The following is a 26,142-nucleotide window of genomic DNA, read 5'->3' on the forward strand; positions in this document are numbered from 1 at the left end:
CTATTTTTGCAAGTTTATTTTTAACTTTTTGAGATATAGTTAAGTGACTTGGTATTAGATTTTTGAAATATCGTTTTTATTAATTTGTATATATTGGTTTTCAGGTAGGTTTAGCTTTGAAAGGGGGAGGTCACTAAATTGCACTCTAAATAAGTCAATTACTTTGTATCCGCAGTAATGCGCCATTTTACGTATTTGTCTGTTTAGCCCTTGTTTTAAAACAATACTAAACTGATTACTGGCTATTTTATTTACCTCACAAGGCAGGGTTATGTGTTTATCAACGGGTACGCCTGCTGCCATTTTTTTACAAAAATCATCGTCTAAGGGCTTATTTACGGTGACTAAATAATGTTTAGGCTGGTGGAAATCAGGATGTATTAGTTGATTACAAAAATCCCCATCGTTGGTTAAAATAAGCAAACCGCGAGAGTCTTTATCTAATCGACCAATAGGGTAAACACGGGTGAGTGTGGGCAAATGGTGAATAAGGCTGGCAGGGTCATCAATATTTAATTTACAGTCAATACCTACTGGTTTGTGGTACGCAAAATAAACTAAATCGGCAGCACCTTTAATTTCTTTTTCGTTCACTATTATTGTGTCTTGCTCATCAACGTGATCTATATGATTTGCTGGGCGATTATTTACAGTCACCACACCTTCATCAATTAAACGCGATGCCTGTTTACGAGAGCAAATACCTGCATGGGCAATATATTTAGCGAGTCGAATTTTTGTGATCATAACGTGTGACGCCAGCGGCTAATAAAAATTTGATCGCGATTATAGCAAAGCTGCGTATCGATAATGCTAAATATAAAAAGGTAAACATGATGGGTATTAAATTTTCACAGTTAAAAAAGCACGAACCGCTACAAAAAGTTATTGTTCACTCGTTAGATATGGCGCTTTATCAAGTATCAGTGATGATTAATAACGTTGAATATTATGTAACAGAAGACAGCGGTGAGTTTTTAAGAGCACTCAGCCCACTGCATGTACAAAAACGTTTTGAAAAAATAGCGTACGCACAGATGATGTTAAGGCAAACAAGCGCTTACGACGAAATGTGCGGCCAGCCGGATAAAACCAGCAGCAATATGCTTGAAGTACCTTATGGTAAAAATAATCTTTATTGATTGAGCTAATTTGCTAGTATCTGCTTTTTAAGGGCGATAAATGTATCAATTAAAAGTAGATAATACCGATGCGTTAAACTCAGCGCTTCGCGCACAAATGGTTGAATTTAACGCCCAGCATTTTGATGCGCAAAGGCTGCCATTAGGCTATAAATTTACTGATGAGCAGGGCGAGCTTGTTGCCGGTATTAGTGGGTGTGTGTTTGGAAATTGGCTGATGATTAGTTGGCTTTGGTGTAGCGATAGTGCACGAGGTAAAGGGCTTGCAGATAAACTGCTAATGGCACTTGAACAAGCAGCTATTGAGCTAGGTGCTACAACTGCTCAGCTTGATACACTTGATTTTCAAGCAAAACCCTTTTATGAAAAGCGCGGTTATAGTGTTAAGTATCAACTTAATAATTACCCACGCTCAGGTACGCGTTACTTTATGGAAAAACCACTTTAATTTTTGCTGGCTATTTTGCTTTTAGTGGCTCGCCTTCAAAGGTAATACCTAAAAAAGGTGTTGCCTCTGGTGCTAACATAAACGTGCGAATGTTCATATGATCATCCCCTTTAGGGTTTTGCAGCACGTCTTCTCGGTAAAACTTACCAAAACAATCCAACGTATTTTGTTTACTTAAATCGTTTAATTTAGCAAATGCAAAAATTTTACATGAGCCGTTGTTCTCACTCGCAGCGCTAAGTAATCCATGGTTATTAAAGCCACATGCAGTAAAGTCGTAATTTGCTTCTATCACGGCCATTGTATCGGTAAATTGAATGCTTTTTGGGTTTTCTGCAAGGGTTTTTAAATAGTCATTTAGTGTCATGTGTTACCTTTGGGTTTTTAATTATTTAGCGCTCAACTCTAGCTCATCTGTTTGCTGATTTATATTGAATTTAAATCGCGATAGAAAGTTCATTCCTAGCAAACCTTGCCCGCGGGTGTTTTCAATACTCAACACTTCAAAACCATAAATAATTTGCGAGCCCACTTTAAACGATTCAATTTGATAACGCTTTACAATAATTTGACCGTTAGCTGTATTTACCGTTACATCGCCTAAATATAAAGGTTGTGGCGAAATTTGCTCAATTATACTTGTAGGTAGCGAGGTCACGCTTGCGCCAGTATCAATCATTAGTTCGGTCGATAGATTGTTATTTATTTCGGTGTTTATTAAGTAATGTGCGCCGTAAGGCGTTAAAGCAACGAAGTCGTCTTGCGATTGTGCTTTATTGATCATCGCTTGCAGTGTTTGCACTTGGCTTTTTAGATTGTGCTGGTTTGGCATTCGATCAAGAGTTGCTTGTGCACTAATTAAATCGCCTTGCTGAAAGTAGGCGTACGCAAGCGGATATAAAAACTGCGCGTTATCGCTTTTATAATCAAGCCAAATTTGTGTTTGCTCAATAATAGTTTGCCAATATTGTTGCTCAGTTAATGTGTGTAATTCGTTTTGAGTGAGCGTATTTAAAAGTGTATTTGCATTACTTTGCTGATCAGCAGGCAGTAATGAATTAAGCTCAAATAAAGCAATAATGGCGTTTTGTGTTTGCTCGCTATTTATTAAATACTCAACCTGTAAATTAAGTAACTCTACGTTATAAGGGCTGTTATTTAATAGCGCATTGAGAAATGATTCGCTGAGTAATAAATTGCTATTTAGCCATATTTTAAGCTGCACTAGCCACGATGAATAAAGGTTTTTTGCGATTTCTGGATTGCTGTTTTTGAGTTGTTGATAGCTACTAAGTGCGGCTTCAAATTGGTGTTTTTTAAACTGCTGCTTTGCCGTATTTAATAGCGTATTTTGTTGTTTAGGCGATATGCTTTTTTCAGCACCTTGCGTTTTTTGTACTTTGGTTGGCGCGGGCTGCGGCCACAATAAATAAGCGTTAAGGCTAAGTGAGCCAATTAATAGCAAGGTAATTAGCTTGGTATAGTGGCTCATTGTGACCTCTTATTTAATGCAATTGGTATTATTTAATAAAGTGCGTTAAGGCATGAATATTGGCTATTTCAATATCAGCCAGCCCTTTATAAGCATAATTGGCGCCTTGATCGTTTAACCATACCGATTGGCAACCGGCATTATTTGCGCCTTGTACGTCGGTATCTAGGCTATCGCCAATGTGTAAAATTTCACTTTTAGCAACGTTTAAGTGCTCGGCGGCTTTATCAAATAAGGTGCTGTGAGGTTTTGCTTTACCGTGCATACCGGCTTGTAATACAAGCTCAAATTTATTGTGTAAGTTAAAGCGTTCAATTTCAACATTACCATTAGTTATAGCAACCAGCGTAAAGTGCTGGGCTAAGTTATCTAGCAGTTTTAGTACGTCGTCGGTTACCACTATTTTACTGCGCGCATCGGCAAAGGCGTTGTAGGCAGCATCGGCATGGTACTCTACCTCTTGCTCATTCAAATCTAGTTTAGAAAGGGCTAAGCGCAATGTATGTTGGCGCCATTTAGTGACGTTATCAGCAAGTTCAGGTAACTTTAATACGGCCTCATTGCGGCATTGTTGCCAGTATTTTGGGCCTTGGGCTAAGTAGCTCGGGAGCGCGTTTAAATAATTTTGCTGCGCTTTAACCGCTGCTTTTATAATGGGGTGATTGTTGTAAAGAGTGTCGTCTAAATCAAAGCTCATGACAGAAAATGGCTTAATAGCACGATTAAATCGGATCATTTTTATTTACCTAATCAGTTCGTTTTTTTGCACGAGGGTGAGTGTTGTCGTACACCTTGGCTAAATGTTGAAAATCTAAATGTGTATACACTTGTGTAGCCGACAAACTGCTGTGCCCTAGTAACTCTTGCACGGCGCGTAAATCACCAGATGATTCTAAAATATGTGACGCAAACGAGTGGCGCAGCTTATGCGGATGAACCTGCGAGCTAATGCCTTGTTTTATTCCCCACTCTTGCATACGCAGGCGCACTTGGCGAATCGAAATACGGTTTTTTTGGCTACTTAAAAATACTGCTATTTCATCGGGCTTTGCAAACTGAGGGCGTATTGTGAGCCATTTTTTTAATGCGTCTAACGCTTTTTTGCCCACCGGAATTAATCGCTCTTTATTACCTTTACCACGCACTAAAATTTCACCATTGGCAGCGCTAATATCTTGCATGTTAGCGCCAACTAACTCGCTTATACGCAGCCCTGATGAATACATTAACTCCATCATTGCTTTATCTCTAATTGCGAGAGGTTCGTCGTCGGGTATTTCGAGCAAGCGTGCCATTTGATCTACATCGAGATTTTTAGGTAGGGGCTTTGCAAACTTAGGGCCTTTTATACCTATTGCCGGATTATGGTAATGCGATTGCTCGGCAATATTTTTTGCTTTTAAAAATTTATATAAGCTGCGAATACAACTGAGCTTTAAGCTAATTGTACGGCCACTTAATTGTTTTGATCGCAGTGCCATGCTGTAGCGGCGAATATGTTCGCCTTGTACGCCAAACCAGTCATCACATAGTTTGCTAAAATAAAGGGCTGCAAAGCCAAGTTGGCTTACGTATTGATTAACTGTGTGCGCTGAATATTGTTTTTCAAACTTTAAATAATCGCTAAATAGCGTTATGGGTGTACGCCAGTGGTCGCTTAGCGCGGTAATATTAGGCGCATCGTCACTCATGCTAGTTTTTGTAACCGCAGGTGTAATGCGTTTATAAAGTCGAGCACAAACAGGTTATCTTGCGCGGGCTCAAAATGGTTTACGTTATTGCTACCAAACGCCAAAATAGCGATAGGGTGCTTGGTGTCGCCAATTAAATAAATAGCGACGGATTGTGTATCTTCACTAAATAATTGTTCGCGCTCTTGTTTATTAATTCGCCCTAAATAATGCCCAGAATGGGTAAGGCGATGCGCAATAAGCTCGTCGTACTCGGGATTATATTTTACTAATTTGCAGTCGTTAACATCTTCACTTGAGCAGATTATATTGCGTAGATTATTTGCAAGAGTGTCAAAGTCGTCATGATTCCAAAGCTGGCGATGACATTGGCTAAACAAACGATATACGAGCTCGTTTTGCGTTGCATGCTTGCTCATAGCATCTATTTGGCTTTTTAAAAGCGTGTTGTGCTCGCGTAATTGACGTTGCTGAATATGTACTAGTGACGTTGCACCTTGAGCTTGCTGTTGCAGCTCAAGTTGTGCGAGTAGCTCGGGGTGATGAACTAAAAAGTCAGGATGTTGCTGTAAGTAATTAATAATCTGCTCTGTACTTAGCTCGCTCATAGTGCTACTTGTCCGTCGAAAACATGCTCTGCGGGACCAGTCATGCGTACCGGGTGACCTTCACCACTCCAGCGCACTTGCAAAGTACCGCCCGGCAAATCTACTTGAACGGTTGTTGATAGTTTATTTTGCATATGACCAATCACCATCGCTGCACATGCACCTGTGCCACAGGCTAGGGTTTCGTTAACGCCGCGCTCCCACACTCTTAGCTTAATGTGTTCTTGCGATACAACCTGCATAAAGCCAATGTTCGCTTTTTGGGGAAAGCGTTCATGGTTTTCAAGTAATGGACCCAATATATCAACTTGCGCGGTGGTTACGTCGTCAACCTCTAGCACGCAATGCGGGTTACCCATAGATACCGCGCCACTAAATACAGTGTGTTCTTGCGTTCTAATAATATAAGTAAGCTCGCGTTTGCTGGCTTTTAACGGAATTTTACTTGGCTCAAAATTAGGATGGCCCATGTTAACAGTTACTTGACCGTCTTTTTCTATGTAGAGCGTTAAGTTGCCCGACTTAGTCGATACACTAATTTTGTGCTTGTTAGTAAGGCCTTTCATGCGTACAAAGCGGGCAAAACAGCGTGCGCCGTTACCGCATTGTTCTACTTCGGTACCATCGGCATTAAAAATTCGATAATGAAAGTCGAGATCAGGTGAATATGGTGCTTCAACCATCAGCAATTGGTCAAAGCCAATGCCAAAGTGGCGATCTGCCAGTTTTTTGATTTGGTCTCGCGACAAAAAAACATTTTGTGTAATGTTATCAATCACAACAAAGTCGTTACCTAAGCCGTGCATTTTGGAAAAATTAACTAACATAGCGCTCTAATTCGGTTTTGCTCTGTGCTAATCATGCCACAGAGCAGCTAGTAGACAAAAACGTTTATGGTAAAACTTTCTCACCTTGATAAAGGCTTTCAATAGTTTCGCGTTCGCGAATAAGGTGATGCTGCTGACCATCTACCATAATTTCTGCAACACGCGGGCGCGAGTTGTAGTTTGAGCTCATTGTAAAGCCATATGCACCCGCACTTCGTTGTGCAAGTAAATCGCCTTGTTTGAGTGCAAGTTCGCGGTCTTTTCCTAAAAAGTCGCCTGTTTCGCACACCGGACCCACAATATCAAAGTTGTGAGTAGGTGTTTCGTCGTCGCGAACGGATACCGGAATAATTTTTTGCCACGCTTGATAAAGCGCAGGGCGAAGCATATCGTTCATACCAGCATCTACAATTGCAAAAAACTTGTCTTGGTTTTGTTTGATAAATTCAACTTGAGTGACCAAAATACCTGCGTTAGCTGCAATAGCGCGCCCTGGTTCAAAAATAAGTTCAAGATGTTTGTAGCTAGCTAAGCGTTCGGTAACTTGCGCTGCATATTCACTTGGGTGTGGTGGTTGCTCGTTGTCGTATGGCACACCTAAACCGCCGCCAATATCTAAATGAGTTAGCTCAATACCGTTAGTTTTTAGCTCATCAATAAGCGCCATTAATTTATCAAGGGCTTCTAAAAAAGGTCTAACTTGCGTTAATTGAGAGCCAATATGGCAATCGACACCAATTACTTTTAAACCAGGTAAAGCCGCTGCTTGTTGATAAACACTCACTGCTGTTTGAATATCAATACCAAATTTATTTTCTTTTAAACCGGTAGAAATATACGGATGTGTTTTTGCATCTATGTCTGGGTTTACGCGAATAGAAATAGGCGCTTCTAGGTTAAGCTCGCAAGCCACTTCAGAAATACGCTCAAGCTCAGACGCCGACTCTACATTAAAACATTTAATGCCCAGTTTTAATGCGTAAGCTATTTCGTCAGACGTTTTAGCCACGCCTGAAAAAACCACTTTAGAAGCATCGCCTCCCGCTTTAATTACACGCGCTAGTTCACCTTTAGATACAATATCGAAACCCGATCCTAAGCGCGCTAATATATTAAGTACGGCAATATTTGAGTTTGCTTTTACAGCGTAACATACCAAGCTTTTATGATTTTTAGTGGCGTTAGCAAATGCTAAGTAATGGCGCTCAAATGTAGCACGTGAGTATACATAACACGGCGTGCCGTATTGCTGCGCTATGCTTGCTACGCTGACGTCTTCGGCAAATAATTGGTTGTTTTTGTAGTTAAAATAATCCATTTATTGCTCCTGACTTTGCGATGTTTTAGCTTGCTCAGCGGTAGTGGCTGGTTTAGCTGTATTTTGAGGTTGGTTTTGCTCTGGTAAATATAACGGACCGCTTTGTCCGCAGCCAGCTAAGGCGCTTAACAGTACAGTGCTTATTAATAGTCTTTTTAATTGTAAGGTATGTGTCGCTTTCATTAGATTAATACGGTTGCTGGCTTTATAATCGCAGAGTAACAGAATATCTAAAAAATGCAGCTATTCGCGGATGATTTTATTCCTGTTACACTAGCTGCACATTTTTAAAGCTAATTTAAAGCTAATTTAAAGCTAAAACGTACCCAATATTAGGCGGCTCGCCTGCAAAGGAAATAACAATGACTGAACACGAATATCACCAATTAGCCGAAGCTCTTATGTTCACTATTGAAGAGCAGGTTGATGATTGCGAAGCTGATTTAGATTATGAATCGGCACAAGGTATTTTAGAAATTATTTTTCCTGATAAAAGTAAAATAGTGATCAATAAGCAAGCACCTCTTCATCAAGTATGGGTTGCGACTAAGTTTAACGGACATCATTTTGAAATGCGTGATGGGTTATGGATTGATAACCGCTCTGGCGCTGAATTTTGGGCGTTTATAAATGAAGCCTCAACTCGCCAAGCAGGCCAAGAAGTTAAGTGGCAATCATCACTATGAGTTTAGAATTTGTAGAATATGCAGCCCAAAGTGAACACAAAGCAACGGTTATTTGGTTACATGGTTTAGGTGACTCTGGGGATGGTTTTGCGCCAGTAGCCCCGCAGCTAAATTTACCAAGCGAGCTTGGTATACGGTTTATTTTTCCGCATGCGCCAGTGCAACCGGTCACCATAAATGGTGGCATGGAAATGCGCTCTTGGTACGATATTAAGTCTATAGAATTAGATAAGCGTGCCGATGAACAAGGCGTAAGAGATTCTGCTGCAAAGGTAGAAGAGTTAATTAATAAAGAAATTGCTAATGGCATTCCTGCTAATAAAATAATTTTAGCTGGTTTTTCTCAAGGTGGTGTTGTGTCTTTGCATTTAGCGCCGCGCTTTGAGCAAAAGCTTGGGGGTGTTATGGCGCTTTCTACTTATATGTGTGTGCCACACAAATTTGCTGATGAAGCAAAACATACTGATTTAAACGTATTTATGGCTCATGGTAGCCAAGATAACGTTGTACCGCACAGTGCGGGTAGAAATGCGTTTGAAGTATTAACAGCACATAACATGGATGTAAGCTGGCAAGAATATCCAATGGCTCATCAAGTTTGCGCAGAAGAATTGCAAGCTATTCGCCAATGGTTAATTGCTCGTTTAAGCTAATTTTGGAACCGCTGAGGTCAATATGAGTCAAAAAATAGTTATAAAAGCAAATGTTAAACGCGAATTACAACAGAGCGTACCAACGGTAAGCTACGAGTGGAATTGGCGTCGTATTGTGAGTATTGCTATGTTGGTATTAATGACCTCTGCAGCAGTTGTTTATGGCTTAACCACCTCTGTTAATGCAGAGCAAGGTGAGCACCCAAATGAGCAGGAACAATTCTTAAGTTTCAGCAGTAACGCTGAAAACCAAACAAGCGATGAGGTAATGGATGTTGAGCCTCAATCATCAGTAAACAATACCCCTGCTGAGTCTGCAGAGGTAACTCAAGTGAGTATTGAACCTTTGTTAGCTGAGCAAAATGAGACTCAACTAAGCATTTCAAGTAATACACCTGCCGAAGTAGACCTTGTAAATAATGCCCCGGCTTTGTTGGCTAACAACGATATTGTTTCTGATCAAAGCGAAAGTATTAATACAGAGTTAAACTCCCATCTTAATAATGATGTGCAAGAAGAAACCGAAGAAGCCCAAAACGTAACTGAGTCTGCTAGTCAAAGTGACTTACTTTTAGAGTTAGAAAGTGATGATGGCGCATTGAGTGGCACTGAAGGTTTTTCCTCTACAGCACATGTGGCAAGTGTGGCATTGGGGGCGCAAATAGACACGGGTAAAATTAGTCGCGCGGTACTTACTCGTAAAGTAAGTAAGCGTGAGCCTACTAATGTGTTTGCTGCTGATATTAGGTTAAGCCAGTTTGAGGAAGGGTTATCGTTTTTTAGCGAGATTAAAAACCTTCAAGGCCAGCAAGTTAAGCATGTTTGGTCGTTTGAAGGTGAAACGATGGCTGAAATTACACTTAATGTTACTTCGCCTCGTTACAGAACGTACTCAACAAAAAATATAATGAACACACAAACAGGTCATTGGCGTGTTGATGTAGTTGATGAGCAAGGTAATTTAATTGCCCAAAAAGAATTTAGAATTTTAGCTGACTAAAACTGGCTAAACGCAGTAATTAATTGGATACCCCTATGACAGAAAAAACAAAATTAGTACGCATCGCAACGCGCAAAAGCGCTCTAGCACTTTGGCAGGCCGAATTTGTAAAAGCAGAGCTTGAGCGTTTTCATGCAGATGTGCGCGTAGAATTAGTCCCAATGTCGACGCAAGGGGATATAATTTTAGATACGCCATTGGCTAAAATTGGCGGTAAAGGCTTATTTGTTAAAGAGCTAGAGCAAGCCATGCTAGATGGCCGAGCTGACATTGCCGTACATTCTATGAAAGATGTGCCAGTAGAGTTTCCTCAAGGGCTAGCACTGCATACTATTTGTGAGCGTGAGGATCCACGCGATGCGTTTGTATCAAACAATTTTGCTAATTTAAGTGAGCTACCACAAGGCGCTATTGTTGGTACTTCGAGCCTGCGCCGTCAGTGCCAAATTAAGGCACTTCGCCCTGATTTAGATATTCGTGATTTACGCGGCAATGTAAATACGCGTTTAGGTAAATTAGATGACGGCCAATATGATGCTATTATTTTAGCGGCTGCAGGGCTTATTCGTTTAGAAATGGAGTCGCGTATTGCTGACTACATTGAGCCAGAAGTGTCATTACCAGCAAATGGTCAAGGCGCTGTAGGTATTGAATGTCGTATTGATGATGAAGTAACCAAAGCATTACTTGCACCACTTGAGCATACACAAACACGTATTCGCGTAAACGCAGAGCGTTCGATGAATCGCTATTTAGAAGGTGGTTGCCAAGTTCCTATTGGTGCTTATGCATTGGTTGATGGCGAACAAGTGCATTTACGTGGTTTAGTTGGTGCTGTTGATGGCAGCGAAATTTTACGTGACGAAGTAACAGGCCATGTAAATGACGCAGAAAAACTAGGTATTGAGCTTGCTAAAAAATTACTAGCTCAAGGTGCAGACAAAATATTAGCTGAAGTTTATAGAGACGCATAAATGACACATATTCTGATAACTCGGCCCGAAGGAAAAGGCGCAGCCCTTGCACAGCAACTTGAGCAAGCGGGTTATCAGGCGTCTTTATTTCCGGTATTAAAAATAACGCATTTAACACCCTCCAGCACTGAGCTTAGTCCGCTATTAAATGCAGATAAAATAATATTTATCTCGCAAGATGCAGTCAGTGCACTTTCGCAATTAAAACCAGATATAAATACCAAAGCGCAGTTTTATGCGGTTGGACAACAAACAGCCGATGTTATATATGAGCAATTTGGTGTGCGCGCAGCAGTACCAAAGCAGTATGATTCAGAAGGGTTACTTGCGCTTAAATCACTCGCCGAGGTGGATGGCTGTAATATAGTATTAGTTAAGGGCCAAGGTGGCCGCCCTGAGTTAGCTAAAACGCTCAAAGAGCGCGGTGCTTTTTTGAATAATTGTGTTGTGTACAAACGTGAACCGACAGAGAGTATTACCTCCAACTGGACAGACCACTGGAAAAGCCAGAATGTACACGGTATAGTCATAACAAGTAATGCAGCAGTTGATGCTATATTTAAAAGCCTTACTGCAGACCAACTACAATGGTTACAACAGTGCCGATTTTATGTTGCTAGCGAGCGTATAGCCGCTTATTTAAAGCTGCAACAGGTAAGTTCGGCTAATATACACATTGCAGCAGGGGCTAGCGATAATGCTATGTTTACCTGCATAAATCAGCAAGGTAGCAACATGAGCGAACAGTCAAAGCCAGTAACGGCAGAAAAAGCCACACCAACAATAGCTAACACGACCTCTGCTAAATCAACTAAGCAAGAGCCTACAGCTACAAAAAATACGGCAGACAAAAGTAAACAAAAAATAAGTAAGGTTGCAGTACTTGCGCTTCTTATTTCGTTAATTGTGGCCTCTGGTGTTGGATACGAGTTTTATCAAAAATTAAATGCTGGTAAGGCGCAAAACCTAGCCGTTAATGAGTTAAGCGAGCAAAATAAGTTACTCACCCAGGAGCTGCAAGCACTTAAATCGACGCAATCTAATTTGCAACAAGCGCTGTTTAATAGTGAAGAAAAAGTTGCCGCAGCACTCAGTGAAAGTGCAACTCAAAATCAGCAAGAACTAAAAGCGGCTTTGCAAAAGGCGCAGCAACAAGGCTCATCGTTAAACCCGCAAGAAGTAACCAGCTTACAGCGTATGGCTGAGTTTAAACTATGGGCTGAAAAAGACTACCAAGGCACTAGTGCTGTTTTAAAGCGCTTAGATGGATTACTTAGTGAGCATCCAGGAACAGTTGAAGTTCGCCAAGCGATTATGCAAGATATACAAACACTTGATAGCCTTAAACCTGTTGCAACAGAGGCTATTTATTTACAGCTAAACAGTGTACTAAGCAGTATTGACGACTTAGTTTTTAATGCAGTTAATTTACCAGAAGAAGCAGCTGCAATAGATGAAAATGCTTTAAGTGGTGATGTGAGTGATTGGCAGCAAAACTTGAGTAATAGCTGGAATAAAATTGTGGATAGCTTTATTACTATTCGTCAGCACGAGGGTGTTTCCATTGAGCCATTACTTACGGATCAAGAGCGCCATTTAATAAATCAACGAATCAAGCTTAATATAACTCAGGCACAAGATGCACTTATGAGTAAGCAGGCGAGTATTTTCTTTAGCGCCTTAAGTGAAGCAAAACGTTTAGTTGGTGAGTACTTTAAGCAAGACGATGATACAACTAAAACGGTACTTAAAGCGTTGTCTAAACTTGAAAAAGAGCAGCTTAACTTTAATCCAAAAGTAACCTTAAACAGTACACAAAAGGTTAAGGAGTGGGCGCAATGATAGGGCTAATTATTTTAATTGTAGCTATTGTTGTTGTACTAGCGGTTACTCCATTCGTTCTAGATGAAAAAGGTTATGTACTTATTTCATTTAACAATACGACGATAGAAGGCACGATAGTATCGTTTTGTATAATGGCAGTCATTACCGCTGTTGTTTTATATTTAACATATAAGTTAATTCGTTATTTATTATCGATTTATCATAATACTAAGCATGGCTTTTTTGCACGTAGCCAAGAGCGCAAACAAGCAGCTATTGAGCAGGCTCTTTGGAGTGCTATTAATGATGATTACGAGCACGTAGAACAGGCTTTATCGGGTAATAGCGTACCAGATAAGTTTGAAGATATTCGCTTAGCATTACTTGCAAAAGCAGCGCTTGCTAATAATCAAACAGATAAAGCACTTGAGCGTTTATTTGAAATAAGCCCAGAGCATCAATTAAAAGTAGCAAAGCTATGGTTGGCAAGTGGCGATAGTAGCGCGATTGAATCACAAATGCGTATTAGCGCAGAAGCTAAAAAAGCCACCGCACTTGAGTTAAAACTTTATGCAGAAGTATTAGTACAGCAACAACACTTTAGTGCGCTGGAAGACTTTTTGCCGCGTTTACTGCGCAAAAAAGCACTTACTGATGCACAGTGGACGCAGTTATTTAGTGCTTATTTTAGTGCGTTAGATGCAGACAAGCTGAGTGAAAAATATAAACAGCTGCCTAAAAAGCTGCAAGCTCATGCCCACACCGCATATTTAATGCAAATGGCGCAAGCAGGTCAATTGGCTGTTATTGAAAGTGACTTAATTAAAATGGTTAAGCACAATGAGCAACACTTAGAGCTTGCCAATATATTAAGTAAAGCAACAGCAGCCGATGCAGCTAAGTTGCAAATAAGCATTCAAGAACGGCTTAAGAAGGATGATTCAAATAATTCACTATTACTTGCGCTAGCTTGCCTTGCTAATGCTAAGGGTGATTATGACTTAGCAGCTAGAATTTTTGATAAAGCACTGAATAGTGAAAATAAAAAACAGTTCTCTGAACAAGCTGTGTTGAGTTATAAAAATAGTGCACAGGCAGAAAAGGCGCTCGTTTTATATCAATAAATGACTACACTATAACTACTTAGCATTTTTTGTAGTTCAGGAGCACAAGCTTTGAGAAAGTTTTTAATATTAACCCTTAGCTTGGCTTGTGCTTACTTCTTTACAGGATACTTTAGCAACTCACTTCTTTCTGTAGATGGCTATGCGGTCGCCTCCTGGCCGCCCTCAGGAATTGCTTTAGCGAGCTTTTTAATTTGGGGACGTAAGTCATTTATTGGCCTTATTATTGGGGCTTTTTGTACTAACTTAATTCACCTTGAACGCACCGTAGATATTTTTCATTTTATTGTGCTTTTACAAGCTATAGGCATTACTTTAGCCTCTGTTTTACAGGCTTGGATTGGCCGACAAATTATAGTGAATGTTATAAAAGCGCCGTTGGATTTATCTTCTTTAAAACACAGTGTTCAAAGCTTAATAGTAGCGGGGCCAATATGTTGTGTTATTGCTGCAGGTGTAGGAACAAGTTTATTAGCATTGAATAATGTGATTCCGACCAATGCTATTTTTGATAACTTTATAGCATGGTGGATTGGCGACAGTATTGGCGTACTTATATTTACACCTTTAGTACTCGCCGCTTTTAATTACACACAAGTACGCCACCGTATGCTGGTAATTTTACCCTCGCTATTAATTTACATACTGATCAGCGTTAGTTTTTATGGCGCTGCTAGTGTTAAAAAAGAAAAAGATATTCAAAAGCAAGAAGCCAAAATACTTTCTGTGCAAAATGCTATAAGCCAAAAGCTCGATGGTATTACTGCTCACTTAGGATTACTAGCTACATACTTTGCTAGTAGTGATAACGTTAATTTTAAAGAGTTTAAACAGTTTACTTCAAAGCAATTGGACTATAGCCAAGAAATTTTAGCATTTGAATGGATACCTTATGTATCAGCAAATAAACTCACTGATTTTGAAACACATGAAAATACAGCCACAGGCAAACCTTTATATATAAAAGAAAAGTCACTAGATGGAGCTTGGCAACCAGCAGGTACGCGTAGTAATTACTTTCCAGTAAAGTACGTATATCCCTTAAAAGGTAATGAAGATGTTTTAGGGTTTGATTTAGCTTCTAGTAAAGTAAGAGGTGCAGCGCTTAGCAAAGCGAAAGAGCTTAATGAACTTGCACTAAGTGAGCCAATTAACTTGGTCCAAAATACAGCCGAACACGGTGTGCTTTTTTTATATCCTGTTTTTAGAGAGTCCTCTACCGAAGATGATTTTCAAGGCTTTGTGGCAGCGATAGTCAGTCTGAAACGCTTATCGCAAACACTATTATTTGATCACAACAACTCAATTTCAGCTAGTTTTTTTGATACAACGGTATCAGGGAAAAAGCAGGCAATTTATATTGCAGATACCGCTAATTCGCAAGCGCTATTTAAAGAATATCAATTGTTGATTGGCAAACGCATGTGGCAGGTTGAGTTATATGAGCCAATAGTTAGAACGTCTTGGTTAGTATATTGGCTTGCACAAATAGTAGGTATGTTGTTTGTGTGGTTACTGATTACATTTTTGATTTCAGTTACTGGTACAAACATACAAATTCGCGAACAAGTGGCCAAGCAAACACATACACTACGCAAAGAAAAACAAAAAGCAGATGAAGCGAGTCATATAAAGGGGCAGTTTTTAGCAAACATGAGCCACGAAGTCCGCACCCCTATTAACGGTATAAAAGGGCTGCATTATTTAGCGCTTCAGCAAAACGATTGGCAACAAGCTAGAAGTTACATAGAGCAAGCAGATGGGGCACTGGGTGTTTTACTGAGGGTATTAAACGATGTGCTCGACTTTTCAAAAATGGAAGCAGGCAAGCTAGACTTAATGCAAGAGCCTATTAATGTAGCGAGTTTAGCTGATGAAATGCTTAATTTACTTCAATTTGAGGCTGATATTAAATCAATAAAGTTAAGTCTCGATTTTGATAAAACATCAAATTTGGTCATTAATACCGATCCAATCCGCTTAAAACAAGTGCTGCTGAACCTGCTCAATAATGCGGTTAAATTTACAGGGGAAGGTGAAATCACTCTGAAAATTTGGCAGTCGAAAAAAATGACTTATTTTAGTATTAACGATACGGGTATTGGTATTAGTAGCGAAGCACAGAAACAATTGTTTAAACCGTTTGCGCAAGCCGATAGCTCAACCTCTCGTCAATATGGTGGCACTGGCTTAGGATTAAGTATTTGTAGAAAATTGGTTGAACTAATGGGCGGTGCAATTGATTTAGTTAGTTATGAAGGAAAGGGCTCTACATTCACATTTAGTTTGCCGCTCATCTCGCCTTTACCAAAAGCAGAGCAAATACAGCAGCAATATAACGAAATAGATGTAAGTACTTTATCATTCACAAACTATAAATTACTTTTAGTCGAAGACAACCCGCTTAATCAGCATGTTGCCAATGCCATTTTAAAAACAAAAGGGTGTATTGCCGACATTGCTAACGATGGTTTTGAAGCCATAGAAAAGCTAGCCGAAAATAGCTACGACATTGTGCTTATGGATATTCAAATGCCAAAAATGGATGGACTCAAAGCAACAAAAGTAATTCGCCGTGATTTAGAGTTAATTGATTTACCCATAATAGGGCTATCGGCGAACGCCCATGACGATGACGTTAAAAAGGCATTAGCCTCGGGAATGAATGGCTATATTACCAAACCTATTGATGCAAATACGCTTTTTAAAACTCTTTGGCATCACTTATCAGGAAAATAAGCTATATCATTTTTTTGCACAAAAAGCAGACATATGACCGCTAAAACTTACCGCAAATCATATAGACTTGAAAAATAACTGTATCTGCGTATCATGCGCGCAAATTTAACTAAACTGGGTTGCTATTATGATCAATAGAAAATTACCTTTGCTAGATATTCACCGCCATTTAGACGGTAATGTACGTGCGCAAACCATATTAGAACTTGGTCGACAGTTTAATATAGAGCTACCTGCAGATAACGTTGAAGCATTAATCCCTCATGTTCAAGTTATTGATCCTGAACCAAACCTCATGGCTTTTTTACAAAAGTTAGATTGGGGAGTTACTGTGCTTGGCGACTACGATGCGTGTAGACGTATCGCAATTGAAAACATTGAAGATGCACAAGCACAAGGTCTTGATTATGTGGAGCTTCGATTTAGCCCTTACTACATGGCACAAAGCCAAGGTTTACACCCAGAAGGCGTTGTAGAGGCAGTTGTTGATGGTATTAAATCAGCAACAAAGGGCGCAAATATAAAAGCTAACTTGATTGGTATTTTATCGCGTACTTATGGCGTAAAAACGTGTCAAAAAGAGCTTGATGCATTACTCGCATTTAAAAATGATTTAGTCGCTGTTGATTTAGCCGGTGACGAAATTGGCTTCCCGGGTGAGTTGTTTGTAGAGCACTTTAAACAAGTACGAAATGCGTATTTAGCTTCGACTGTCCATGCTGGAGAAGCACTTGGCGCTCCAAGTATTTGGCAAGCAATTAATGAGTTGGGTGCGAGCAGAATAGGGCATGGCGTTAAAGCAATTGAAGATCCAAAACTAATGGATTATTTACGCGATAACCGTATTGGTATTGAGTCATGCTTAACAAGTAATATTCAAACCAGTACAGTAAACGATTTAACTAAGCACCCACTTAAACAGTTTTTAGATCATGGTATTTTAGCGTGTATTAATACTGATGATCCTGCGGTTGAAGGTATTGAAATTGAGTATGAATATACCGTTGCTGCACCTAAAGCAGGCTTATCTCAAGCTGATATGGAAAAAGCCCAAAAAAATGCGTTAGAAATAGCATTTTTAAGCGATGGCGATAAAAAAGAACTTTTATCACTCGTTAGCGCACGTTAATGTAAGAGCATTAAAAATGCCGCTTTATATAAGCGGCATTTTTGTATCTGCAATTTAGTGTGTTTGGCAGCTTATGTAATTATCGTAAAGTGCTTTAAGTACATCTGCTCGGCTGATCATACCGATTACTTTAATGCCCTCTACAACAGGGTAGTTTTTTGGTTTACCAGGCTGCATCTGTTGTGCAAGCTCAATAATGTTGGTATCGCCGCTGACGGTCACTACCTCTGTTTGCATAAGCTGCGATACTTTAACCATCCCATCACAAAAATAACTGCTTTGAGTAAGTGGTTGTAACAGCTCTTGCTCTGATATAAATCCAACTAAGCATTTATCTTTATCAAATACTGGTGCGCCAAGTAGTTTAAATTTTTGTAGTTCTGCTATGGCTGTCGTCATTTCTGTATCTGGTGTGATATTTGGCAACTTGCGTTGCATAAAATCTTTTACTTTTGTATTTAGCATTTGGGTCTCTCCCGCTGATGTTCTATACAAAGTATGGTTTATAGATAGGGATTTAGGAAATTGTTTATATTGATGGAGCTGATAGGTTTTAACTATTAAATATTTGTTGTTATAAAAATAAAGGCACCGATTAGGTGCCTTTATTTATAACTGAAAGTAAATTTCAATTATTTGATAAATGCGAATGCATCTGCGTACATGTTTTCACGAATTGCACCATGAGTAATAAAGTCATCACGGACAATACCTATCATGTCAAAACGACCTGCCATATAAATATCGTATGGTTCTAGTGACACAATATCTTGCATTACTGCTTTGTGTACGTAGCCAGTGTGTCCTTGCCAATTAGCAGATGGATTTTCTACTACAGGAATAAACTTAAAGTTCTCATGGCTATCTGCCCATGTTTGCATTTCTGTATGTGCATATAAAGCAGATTCTTCTTTTACGCCCCAGTAAAACAATACAGGACGGTCGCATTTTATTTCAGCTAAATGATCAGCCATTGATTTTGCGTATGAAAAACCAGTACCACCGGCGAGTAAAATAATAGGGCGCTCACATTGCAGGCGCAACTGTGAAATACCCAAGCCAGCTTCAATGTCTACTAACTGCCCTGTGGTATGGGCGTTTCGTAAATGCTCTAACGATTGCATTGCATACGAATCGGCACCTGAGGCGCCAATATGCAGTTCTATTGCATCGCACTGTGAAGGGCGACTAGCTATAGAAAAAGCACGTTTGTCTTTTTCGCCTAATACGAGTTGCATGTATTGGCCAGCTTCAAAGGTCACAGGTTGTTGTGGCTTTAAAATTACTTTATGAACAAATTCTGTAAGTGGGCTGATAGCTACAACTTCAGCTTTTAATGTTTGCATTTTTTACCTTTTAGCAGCGCTTGTAACAGCAGATACGCAATCGAATAGCTAGATTCTAGCATATCTGCAGGGTTATTTTATAGCCTGATATGTACTTACATATAAACACTTAAACAATATTAAGGCTTTCCCAAATATCATCTACGCGGTCTTTGGTGTCTTTATCCATAACAATAGGCTCGCCCCATTCGCGGGTGGTTTCGCCAGGCCATTTATTGGTAGCATCCATTCCCATTTTTGAACCAAGACCTGAGACTGGCGATGCAAAATCGAGATAATCAATAGGTGTGTTCTCTATTAATGTTGTATCACGCGCTGGATCCATTCGGGTTGTTATAGCCCAAATAACATCTTCCCAATCGCGGGCGTTAACATCGTCATCGCAGACGATTACAAATTTGGTGTACATAAACTGACGTAAGAACGACCAAACTCCCATCATCACGCGCTTAGCATGGCCTGGATATTGTTTTTTCATTGTTACAATCGCCATACGATATGAGCACCCTTCAGGCGGAAGGTAAAAGTCGACAATTTCAGGGAATTGCTTTTGTAGTATCGGCACAAACACTTCATTAAGTGCCACACCTAAAATAGCAGGCTCATCAGGCGGACGGCCAGTAAATGTGCTGTGATAAATAGGATCTTTACGATGCGTTAAGTGAGTAACCGTCATTACTGGAAAGTCATCGACTTCATTATAGTAACCGGTATGGTCACCATAAGGGCCTTCTGGCGCCATTTCACCAGGCATTATGTAACCTTCAAGTACTATTTCTGCACTGGCAGGGACTTGTAGGTCATTTGAAATAGATTTTACAACTTCGGTTCTGCTGCCACGTAATAAGCCAGCGAATGCATATTCGCTTAGAGTGTCAGGTACAGGCGTTACGGCACCTAATATAGTGGCAGGATCGGCACCTAATGCTACCGATACAGGATAGGGTTGCCCTGGGTTTTCTTTACACCATTCTTGAAAATCAAGCGCGCCACCACGATGTGACAACCAGCGCATAATTATTTTATTTTTGCCTAATAATTGCTGGCGATAAATACCTAAATTTTGGCGCTTTTTATAAGGCCCTTTGGTAACTGTAAGGCCCCAAGTAATTAATGGTGCTGCATCACCTGGCCAGCAATGTTGAATAGGTAATTTAGTTAAATCTACATCATCACCTTCTAAAACTACTTGTTGGCAAGGCGCTTTTTTTACTTCTTTTGCAGGCATATTAAGCACTTGCTTAAAAATAGGTATAGCGCCTAGAGCTTCTTTAATACCCTTTGGTGGATCAGGTTCTTTTAAAAAAGCGAGTAGCTTACCCACTTCGCGAAGCTCGCTAACATCTGTTTGGCCCATGCCCATTGCTACGCGTTTTGGTGTACCAAATAAGTTGGTAAGTACCGGCATATCGTAGCCTTTTGGGTTTTCAAATAATAACGCAGGGCCTTTTGCACGCAATGTGCGATCAGATATTTCGGTCATTTCAAGATACGGGTCGATTTCTTGGGTGATACGTTTAAGTTCGCCTTTTTTTTCAAGCAAATCGATAAAATCACGTAGATCTTTATATTTCATTGTGGGCCGCTATTAAGCAAAAGAGTTAAAGTATTATACCCATTTCATGCAAGGCAAGTCATTACTTGCACTTAAAACTTAAAGCGCTCTACGGCACTCGTTAAAGAGTGTGCAAGTTGGTTTACGTCTTCACTTTCGCTTGCTAGGGTTGTCGCGTTTTGGGCATTCAAGGTTGCTTGCTCTGTCACCTTTGCCATTATTTGTTGAATGTCGCCACTGTTAGTCAATTGCTCATGTGATGCATGAGCAATTTGCTCACTCATCTGATTAACAGACAACAATGTGCTTTTAATACGCTCTACGGCTTTATTTAGTTCAGTGCTGTTTTTAACACATTGCTTGGCTTGGTGTTGGCCATCAGTAATGTGTTCTTGAGTTGTTTTAGTGTGTTGTTGCAATGTTTGGATCATGGTGTTTATTTCGCTAGTCGAGGTTTGTGTACGTGCAGCTAATGATCGAACCTCATCAGCAACTACAGCAAACCCGCGTCCGTTTTCACCCGCTCGCGCTGCTTCAATTGCAGCATTAAGTGCAAGTAAGTTAGTCTGCTCGGCAATGCTACTAATTGTTTCAACAATGGCTTCAATAAGCTGAGTGTACTGTGCGAGTTCTTCTGTGCTGCCTACTGCTTTATCAAGACGCTGCAATAAAGTTTCTATACTTAGACTATTTTGATTAGCAATCTCGTTTACATCATTTGCAAATTGCGATGCGTTTGTTATTTCACTTGATGTTTTATCTGCTTGTTCATAAACCGCTTGTGAGTTGATTAGCATATTGTGTGCAAGCGATGTTGCCTGCGCGCTTCGCTCTAACTGCTGTTGTGCAACAACCGTCATTTGCTGACCTTTTTCACTGGTTTTAATAGCGCTGCTGTCTAGTTCGTGGGCGTCGCTACTAATTGCACCAATTAGGTTAGTAAGGTCTTCACTGAGTTTATTTATGTTATTTAGCAAAGTACCAAATTCATCCTTACTACGTGGGTGGCTTCGCTTTGATAAATCACCTGAGGCGATTCGGGCTAAATCGCGGTTTACTTTTTTAAGCGGTTTTAGCATTGCGCGAGTTGTAAAAATAGAGATAGCGATAATCAATATAATTAAAACAATCGTAATAATTACTACAGAACTAATCCCTGTATTTATGGCGGCCTTTGCATTAGTTTGTAAGGCATTAAAGCGCTCATCAGCCAATTTATTAAGTTCAATAAGCTGATCTTCTGTTGTTATAAATTGCTGTTGAAAGTGTTCAAAATTTTGAGCCGCAGCAATAGTACTTTTGAGTACTTTATTTTGTTGGGCATAAATTCCTGTATCGTTGTTAAGTAACTCTCTTAATTGATTAAACTTAGCCGTTAAATTTTTAGCATTAAACGCATTATTAAAAGGTAGCGCTTGTTGCTCTAAATAGGTGAAATTAGGTTGGATGTTATCTAGTAGAAATAGGGTATCTTGCTGATGGCTATTTAAATCATTGATACTTGTAGTTTGAGTAATGCTTTTTATATTATTACTTAAGTTAAACAATAAATCGTCTATACGGGTCGCTGTTCCAAACATAGCATTAAGTAACGCCTGCTGTTTTACAGGCACTTCTAAAAGTTCTATATCAAGTAAGTTAGAACTTAAATTGTAAAGTTGCTCGTTAAACGTTGCTGATAATTCTATGGTGGAATTTTGCGCTACAAACTTACGCTCTTTAGCGCTAAACATTGCGACACTTACTTCAGTCAGTTGCTCGAAACCTGCGTTGGTACTGGTGAGTAAATTTTGCATTGTTATTTGTTGATTTAGTTGAGTGCTTAACAAATTGAGCATATCGCTAAATTGTTGTTGCTCAACTTGCGCCTGTTTTTTATTTTGTTGAAGTAAATCAAGGTTTGCTTGGCTGTAAGCTAAGGCGTTAAATTTGGTAATAGACAGTAATGATAGCCTTAAATCTTTGCTGAACTGTTGTACCGGAACCGCTAATTTTTCGGTTCGGGTATTGTTAACGCTAATTTTGTTTAATGACCAATAAAAAAATACACTACTTGTTAGCACCAATATGCCAATGGCTGTAAAGGCTAAAATTATTTTATGTTTGATCGCAATTGAACGCATAACTTCATCACAATAATGGGTCTTTAATTATTGTAGCATTATTGTAATTTATTGGTTGTTTTTATGTTAAACCTTGGTGCACTGTCTTTTTTTACCAGCAATGATTAACATGGCTTCATTACCCTTACCCCAAAACAGTACCTCTTCACTTATATATTTATTCCCTGATGCACTTTTTTCGTGATTAAGTACATGCACTTTATTGTTAAAGATAAGTTCGGCTTCAGAATTATTAATAATATTGAGTTTTACGCTCTTATCATCGCATTGGTAAGCAGTACTGGTTTTTAAATCACTACATGCGGTTAAGCTTAGTAAAATAGCGATTAATGCTAAATATACTTTCATTTTTCCTCCCATCTTCTTTAAACGTTAGTTAAAACACAGGGCAAAATTTTAATTTAATGTAAGAATAACAAAGCAAAATTAACCGTTGGTGAAAGTAGCGCTTTAAGTTATGTTTATAGCAATATTTTTTGAGCTCGGAAGCTTTATGGCAGGCACTAACCTTTTAACGTTATTAGATGATATAACCACTTTACTTGATGACATTGCGACAATGAGTAAGGTAGCAACAAAAAAAACAGCAGGTGTATTAGGCGATGACTTAGCGCTCAATGCACAGCAGGTTACAGGTGTAGCTGCAGAGCGTGAATTACCGGTTGTTTGGGCTGTGGCAAAGGGCTCATTTTTAAATAAAGCGATACTCGTACCCGCTGCTTTATTAATAAGCGTATGGCTGCCTTGGTTAATAACACCGCTTTTAATGATGGGTGGTTTGTTTTTATGTTTTGAGGGAGCTGAAAAAGTATTTGCTAAGTTTTTGCCTCATAACAGTGAAGCGGTAGACGAGGGTGAGAAATTAGATTTAGTTGAGTACGAAAAACAAAAAATAAAAGGGGCAATAAGAACCGACTTTATTCTTTCTGCCGAAATTATTGTGATTACTTTAGGTACTGTGGCAGGTGCTACATTGCTTAATCAAGCTTTAGTGCTTTGTGTTATCGCAATTATAATGACGATTGGCGTTTATGGCTTAGTGGCCGGTATTGTAAAGCTGGATGATGCCGGGCTTTATTTACTCAACCAATCAAAGGTAACAGCTAATAAATTTAAAGAATTACTTGGGAAAGGCTTACTCGCAGCAGCGCCTAGGTTGATGCAGTTTTTAGCATTTGCGGGCACCATCGCGATGTTTTTAGTAGGTGGCGGGATTTTAGTACATGGTGTTGAGTTACTGCATCATACTCAAGTCGATGTAACAAACTATGCCCAATCTGTTGCTGGCGGTACAGGAGAAGTATTAGCTCCTCTATTGTTTGATGGTTTGCTAGGCGTGATTGCTGGCTTAGTTGTCGTGCTTATACATGTAGGTTATACAAAGTTATTTAAAAAATAGCAGACACATTTAGTTATCATTTTCGTTACATTTTATAAGACTTTATATATTATGACTTCTTGTTGTTAATACAGGGAATTATGATGAATTTTCTTTTAAGATGTAACTTGTTAGTACTTCTGTTATTTGTAAGCTTTTTTAGCTTCTCAAAGCAGTCCCAAATCCCCGTGGAGTACTTCAGTAAAAATAAAGAGTTTAATCACGCTACTATTTCTCCAGGCGGCGAGTATTTAGCGGTTATAAATAAAGTTGCAGGTAAAAATGCGCTTGTTATTTTTGATACTGAAAACTTTAAAATGCTTCATGCAGTTGCCTTTGAAGGAAATGCTCAAGTTGGTGATTATCATTGGGTTAATAATGAACGAGTTGTTGTCACTAAAGAGTATTTAAAAGGGTGGCAAGACCACCCTGAATATCATGGTGAGATATTTGGCGTAAATGCTAATGGGGCTAGAGGTAAGTATCTAATTGGTTACCATGGTGAAATGCAAACAGGTACGCGCCTTAAAAGGCAGACTCCTTTATACGGAACTTCATTTGTATTAGATCCCTTAGTTACTAACAAAAGAAAAATGTTAGTAGTTACCTATCCTTGGACCTCGAGTAATGAGCCGCATACTATTGTCTATGAAGTAGATGTATATACGGGCAAAAGGAAGCAAGTTACTTTGTCTCCATCACGTATGGCTGAATTTTTAACTGATCATGATGGTAATGTTCGAGTTTCAGTATCTACAGATAACTATATAGATGCAAAAATACATACTAAAGAAAAAGAAGGTGGTGACTGGAAGAAATTAAATTTAGGAGAAGTTAATTATGGCGATATTAGATTAAGAGCTTTTGATAAATCTGGTGACAGCATTTATATGACTGCTTCTGTTGGTGGCGAAGCTGAAGGGTTGTATAAACTAAATCTAAATACTAAGGAAATAGAATTAGTCCATCAAGAACAATATGTATCTCCAAAAAGAGTATGGGTTGATGAAGCTTCAAAAGAGTTATTTGCAATAGAAAGTGAGTTAGGTTACCCAAACTATGCTTTTATAGATAAAGACTCTCATAAGAGTGTTCGCTTAAAATCTTTGATAGAAGCATTGCAAGGCGACCAAGTGCAGTTAGTCAGTAGCACCTCTAATGGCGATATTAATGTTATTTACGCATCAAGTGATACCAATCCTGGTAAATATTACTTATACGATGGGGTGCAAAATAAGCTAAGAATATTATTTTCAGCGCGTGGTTGGCTGAACGAAAATGAGCTTTCAAAGACAAAACCTATTCAATATAAAACTCGGGATGGTTTAACTATTTATGGGTATTTAACTGTTCCTAATGGTCTTGAAGATAAAAACTTACCTCTAGTTGTAATGCCTCATGGCGGTCCACATGGCCCTCGTGATTATTGGGGTTATGATTCTGAGGTACAGTTATTAGCAAGTAGGGGAATGGCTGTACTAAGAGTTAATTTTAGAGGTTCAGGTGGGTTTGGTCGAAACTTCGAAGAAGCAGGTTACCAAAAGTGGGGTTCTGATATTCAGTTTGATATTATTGATGGTGTTAAGTTTTTAATTTCTAATGGAACGGTAAACAAAAACAACATTTGTATAATGGGATCAAGCTTTGGTGCTTATTCAGCTTTGCAGAGCGCCATTTTAGAGCCAGACATGTTTAAGTGTGCAATTGGAACAGTTGGTATTTATGACCTACCGCTAATGTTTGAAGAAGGTGATATTTCAGGGCGTAGTACAGGACAAAACTATCTTGAAAACGTTTTAGGCACTGATGAAACGCTTTTGAAGGCATTTTCACCTAGCTATAATATAGATAAGCTTAAAGCAGCTGTGTTCATAGTTCACGCAGGTGAAGATGCACGAGCCCCTATTGAACAAGCCGAATCATTAATTGCTGCATTGAAAAAAGCTAACCATCCTTATAAGTACGTGTTATTGGAGGATGAGGGCCATGGTTTTTACAAAGAAGAACACAGAACTGCTTACTACAAACAAGTAATTAATTTTTTAGATAAACATTTAGAGTTATAAAATATTAAAGCAGCAAGTA

26 protein-coding genes are annotated in these 26,142 nt (G+C 39.2%); 12 read left to right on the forward strand and 14 right to left on the reverse strand.

The genetic code is table 11. From position 1 onward, the window contains the following. Positions 1–54 precede the first annotated feature (54 nt). Complete coding sequence (locus H5160_RS14235; RefSeq protein WP_182737811.1) at positions 55–747, reverse strand: pseudouridine synthase; 693 nt, start codon at positions 745–747, stop codon at positions 55–57. Positions 748–836: 89 nt separating this feature from the next. Between H5160_RS14235 and H5160_RS14240 the strand changes: the two genes are divergently transcribed. Next, a complete protein-coding gene (locus H5160_RS14240) occupies positions 837–1,142 on the forward strand; it encodes a DUF6482 family protein (protein WP_002961002.1) in 306 nt (101 codons plus the stop codon). A 40-nt stretch (positions 1,143–1,182) separates the two neighbouring features. Then, complete coding sequence (locus H5160_RS14245) at positions 1,183–1,590, forward strand: GNAT family N-acetyltransferase (RefSeq protein WP_182737812.1); 408 nt, start codon at positions 1,183–1,185, stop codon at positions 1,588–1,590. 10 nt (positions 1,591–1,600) lie between these two features. On the opposite strand, the gene H5160_RS14250 is transcribed toward H5160_RS14245, so the two are convergent. The 8 genes from H5160_RS14250 to H5160_RS14285 form a co-directional block, all read right to left on the reverse strand. Further along, positions 1,601–1,957: a HopJ type III effector protein gene (locus H5160_RS14250; RefSeq protein WP_182737813.1), complete on the reverse strand. Its 357-nt coding sequence runs from the start codon at positions 1,955–1,957 to the stop codon at positions 1,601–1,603. 21 nt (positions 1,958–1,978) lie between these two features. Further along, positions 1,979–3,082 carry a retroviral-like aspartic protease family protein gene (locus tag H5160_RS14255; RefSeq protein WP_182737814.1) on the reverse strand — a complete coding sequence of 368 codons (1,104 nt, stop codon included), beginning with the start codon at positions 3,080–3,082 and terminating at the stop codon, positions 1,979–1,981. Positions 3,083–3,110: 28 nt separating this feature from the next. Continuing rightward, the gene (locus H5160_RS14260; RefSeq protein ID WP_182737815.1) at positions 3,111–3,818 is read right to left on the reverse strand and encodes an HAD-IA family hydrolase; all 708 of its coding nucleotides are present in this window, start codon (positions 3,816–3,818) and stop codon (positions 3,111–3,113) included. Between the two features lie 10 nt (positions 3,819–3,828). Then, positions 3,829–4,773: a tyrosine recombinase XerC gene (locus H5160_RS14265; protein ID WP_024594613.1), complete on the reverse strand. Its 945-nt coding sequence runs from the start codon at positions 4,771–4,773 to the stop codon at positions 3,829–3,831. Next, entirely contained in the window at positions 4,770–5,381 is a 612-nt protein-coding gene (locus H5160_RS14270; RefSeq protein WP_182696170.1) for a DUF484 family protein, read from the reverse strand. The genes H5160_RS14265 and H5160_RS14270 overlap by 4 nt, the downstream gene beginning before the upstream one ends. Continuing rightward, the gene (gene dapF / locus H5160_RS14275; protein WP_002960987.1) at positions 5,378–6,208 is read right to left on the reverse strand and encodes a diaminopimelate epimerase; all 831 of its coding nucleotides are present in this window, start codon (positions 6,206–6,208) and stop codon (positions 5,378–5,380) included. Before dapF ends, H5160_RS14270 begins: the two co-directional genes overlap by 4 nt. A 64-nt stretch (positions 6,209–6,272) precedes the next feature. Beyond that, complete coding sequence (lysA, locus tag H5160_RS14280; RefSeq protein ID WP_182737816.1) at positions 6,273–7,526, reverse strand: diaminopimelate decarboxylase; 1,254 nt, start codon at positions 7,524–7,526, stop codon at positions 6,273–6,275. Next, a complete protein-coding gene (locus H5160_RS14285) occupies positions 7,527–7,709 on the reverse strand; it encodes an LPS translocon maturation chaperone LptM (protein WP_182737817.1) in 183 nt (60 codons plus the stop codon). It lies immediately after the preceding gene. Between the two features lie 179 nt (positions 7,710–7,888). On the opposite strand from H5160_RS14285, the gene cyaY reads away from it, so the two are divergent. The 8 genes from cyaY to add all read left to right on the forward strand — a co-directional run bounded on the left by cyaY (position 7,889) and on the right by add (position 17,655). Beyond that, positions 7,889–8,212 (forward strand): iron donor protein CyaY, encoded by a 324-nt coding sequence (gene cyaY, locus H5160_RS14290; RefSeq protein WP_002960979.1) that lies wholly within the window; start codon positions 7,889–7,891, stop codon positions 8,210–8,212. Continuing rightward, positions 8,209–8,865: an alpha/beta hydrolase gene (locus H5160_RS14295; protein WP_002960978.1), complete on the forward strand. Its 657-nt coding sequence runs from the start codon at positions 8,209–8,211 to the stop codon at positions 8,863–8,865. Before cyaY ends, H5160_RS14295 begins: the two co-directional genes overlap by 4 nt. 22 nt (positions 8,866–8,887) lie before the next feature. Next, positions 8,888–9,865 (forward strand): DUF2914 domain-containing protein, encoded by a 978-nt coding sequence (locus H5160_RS14300; protein WP_182737818.1) that lies wholly within the window; start codon positions 8,888–8,890, stop codon positions 9,863–9,865. 35 nt (positions 9,866–9,900) lie between these two features. Beyond that, on the forward strand, positions 9,901–10,839 hold the full coding sequence (gene hemC, locus H5160_RS14305) for a hydroxymethylbilane synthase (RefSeq protein WP_024594617.1): 939 nt from the start codon (positions 9,901–9,903) through the stop codon (positions 10,837–10,839). Then, positions 10,840–12,681: a uroporphyrinogen-III synthase gene (locus H5160_RS14310; RefSeq protein WP_182737819.1), complete on the forward strand. Its 1,842-nt coding sequence runs from the start codon at positions 10,840–10,842 to the stop codon at positions 12,679–12,681. Then, positions 12,678–13,787 (forward strand): heme biosynthesis HemY N-terminal domain-containing protein, encoded by a 1,110-nt coding sequence (locus H5160_RS14315; protein ID WP_024594619.1) that lies wholly within the window; start codon positions 12,678–12,680, stop codon positions 13,785–13,787. The genes H5160_RS14310 and H5160_RS14315 overlap by 4 nt, the downstream gene beginning before the upstream one ends. 51 nt (positions 13,788–13,838) lie before the next feature. Then, positions 13,839–16,526: a CHASE domain-containing protein gene (locus H5160_RS14320; protein WP_182737820.1), complete on the forward strand. Its 2,688-nt coding sequence runs from the start codon at positions 13,839–13,841 to the stop codon at positions 16,524–16,526. 127 nt (positions 16,527–16,653) lie between these two features. Then, positions 16,654–17,655 (forward strand): adenosine deaminase, encoded by a 1,002-nt coding sequence (add, locus tag H5160_RS14325; RefSeq protein WP_024605929.1) that lies wholly within the window; start codon positions 16,654–16,656, stop codon positions 17,653–17,655. 54 nt (positions 17,656–17,709) lie between these two features. Here the strand turns inward: add and H5160_RS14330 are convergent, their stop codons facing one another. The 5 genes from H5160_RS14330 to H5160_RS14350 all read right to left on the reverse strand — a co-directional run bounded on the left by H5160_RS14330 (position 17,710) and on the right by H5160_RS14350 (position 23,027). Beyond that, positions 17,710–18,120, reverse strand: coding sequence for a CBS domain-containing protein (locus tag H5160_RS14330; protein WP_138489806.1), 411 nt, complete (start codon positions 18,118–18,120; stop codon positions 17,710–17,712). A gap of 167 nt (positions 18,121–18,287) precedes the next feature. Continuing rightward, positions 18,288–19,001, reverse strand: coding sequence for an NAD(P)H-flavin reductase (gene fre / locus H5160_RS14335; RefSeq protein WP_002960960.1), 714 nt, complete (start codon positions 18,999–19,001; stop codon positions 18,288–18,290). Between the two features lie 109 nt (positions 19,002–19,110). Continuing rightward, positions 19,111–20,577, reverse strand: a complete 1,467-nt coding sequence (ubiD, locus tag H5160_RS14340; RefSeq protein ID WP_002960958.1) for a 4-hydroxy-3-polyprenylbenzoate decarboxylase — start codon at positions 20,575–20,577, stop codon at positions 19,111–19,113. 71 nt (positions 20,578–20,648) lie between these two features. Beyond that, on the reverse strand, positions 20,649–22,679 hold the full coding sequence (locus H5160_RS14345) for a methyl-accepting chemotaxis protein (RefSeq protein WP_182737822.1): 2,031 nt from the start codon (positions 22,677–22,679) through the stop codon (positions 20,649–20,651). A gap of 66 nt (positions 22,680–22,745) precedes the next feature. Then, the gene (locus H5160_RS14350; RefSeq protein WP_182712542.1) at positions 22,746–23,027 is read right to left on the reverse strand and encodes an MliC family protein; all 282 of its coding nucleotides are present in this window, start codon (positions 23,025–23,027) and stop codon (positions 22,746–22,748) included. Between the two features lie 145 nt (positions 23,028–23,172). Between H5160_RS14350 and H5160_RS14355 the strand changes: the two genes are divergently transcribed. Together H5160_RS14355 and H5160_RS14360 are read left to right on the forward strand one after the other, a co-directional pair. Beyond that, positions 23,173–24,078, forward strand: a complete 906-nt coding sequence (locus H5160_RS14355) for a DUF808 domain-containing protein (protein ID WP_024605924.1) — start codon at positions 23,173–23,175, stop codon at positions 24,076–24,078. An 83-nt stretch (positions 24,079–24,161) separates the two neighbouring features. After that, positions 24,162–26,123, forward strand: a complete 1,962-nt coding sequence (locus H5160_RS14360; RefSeq protein WP_182737833.1) for a S9 family peptidase — start codon at positions 24,162–24,164, stop codon at positions 26,121–26,123. Positions 26,124–26,142 lie beyond the last annotated feature (19 nt).

Source organism: Pseudoalteromonas sp. SG43-4 (assembly GCF_014164325.1).
Classification (GTDB): domain Bacteria; phylum Pseudomonadota; class Gammaproteobacteria; order Enterobacterales; family Alteromonadaceae; genus Pseudoalteromonas; species Pseudoalteromonas distincta.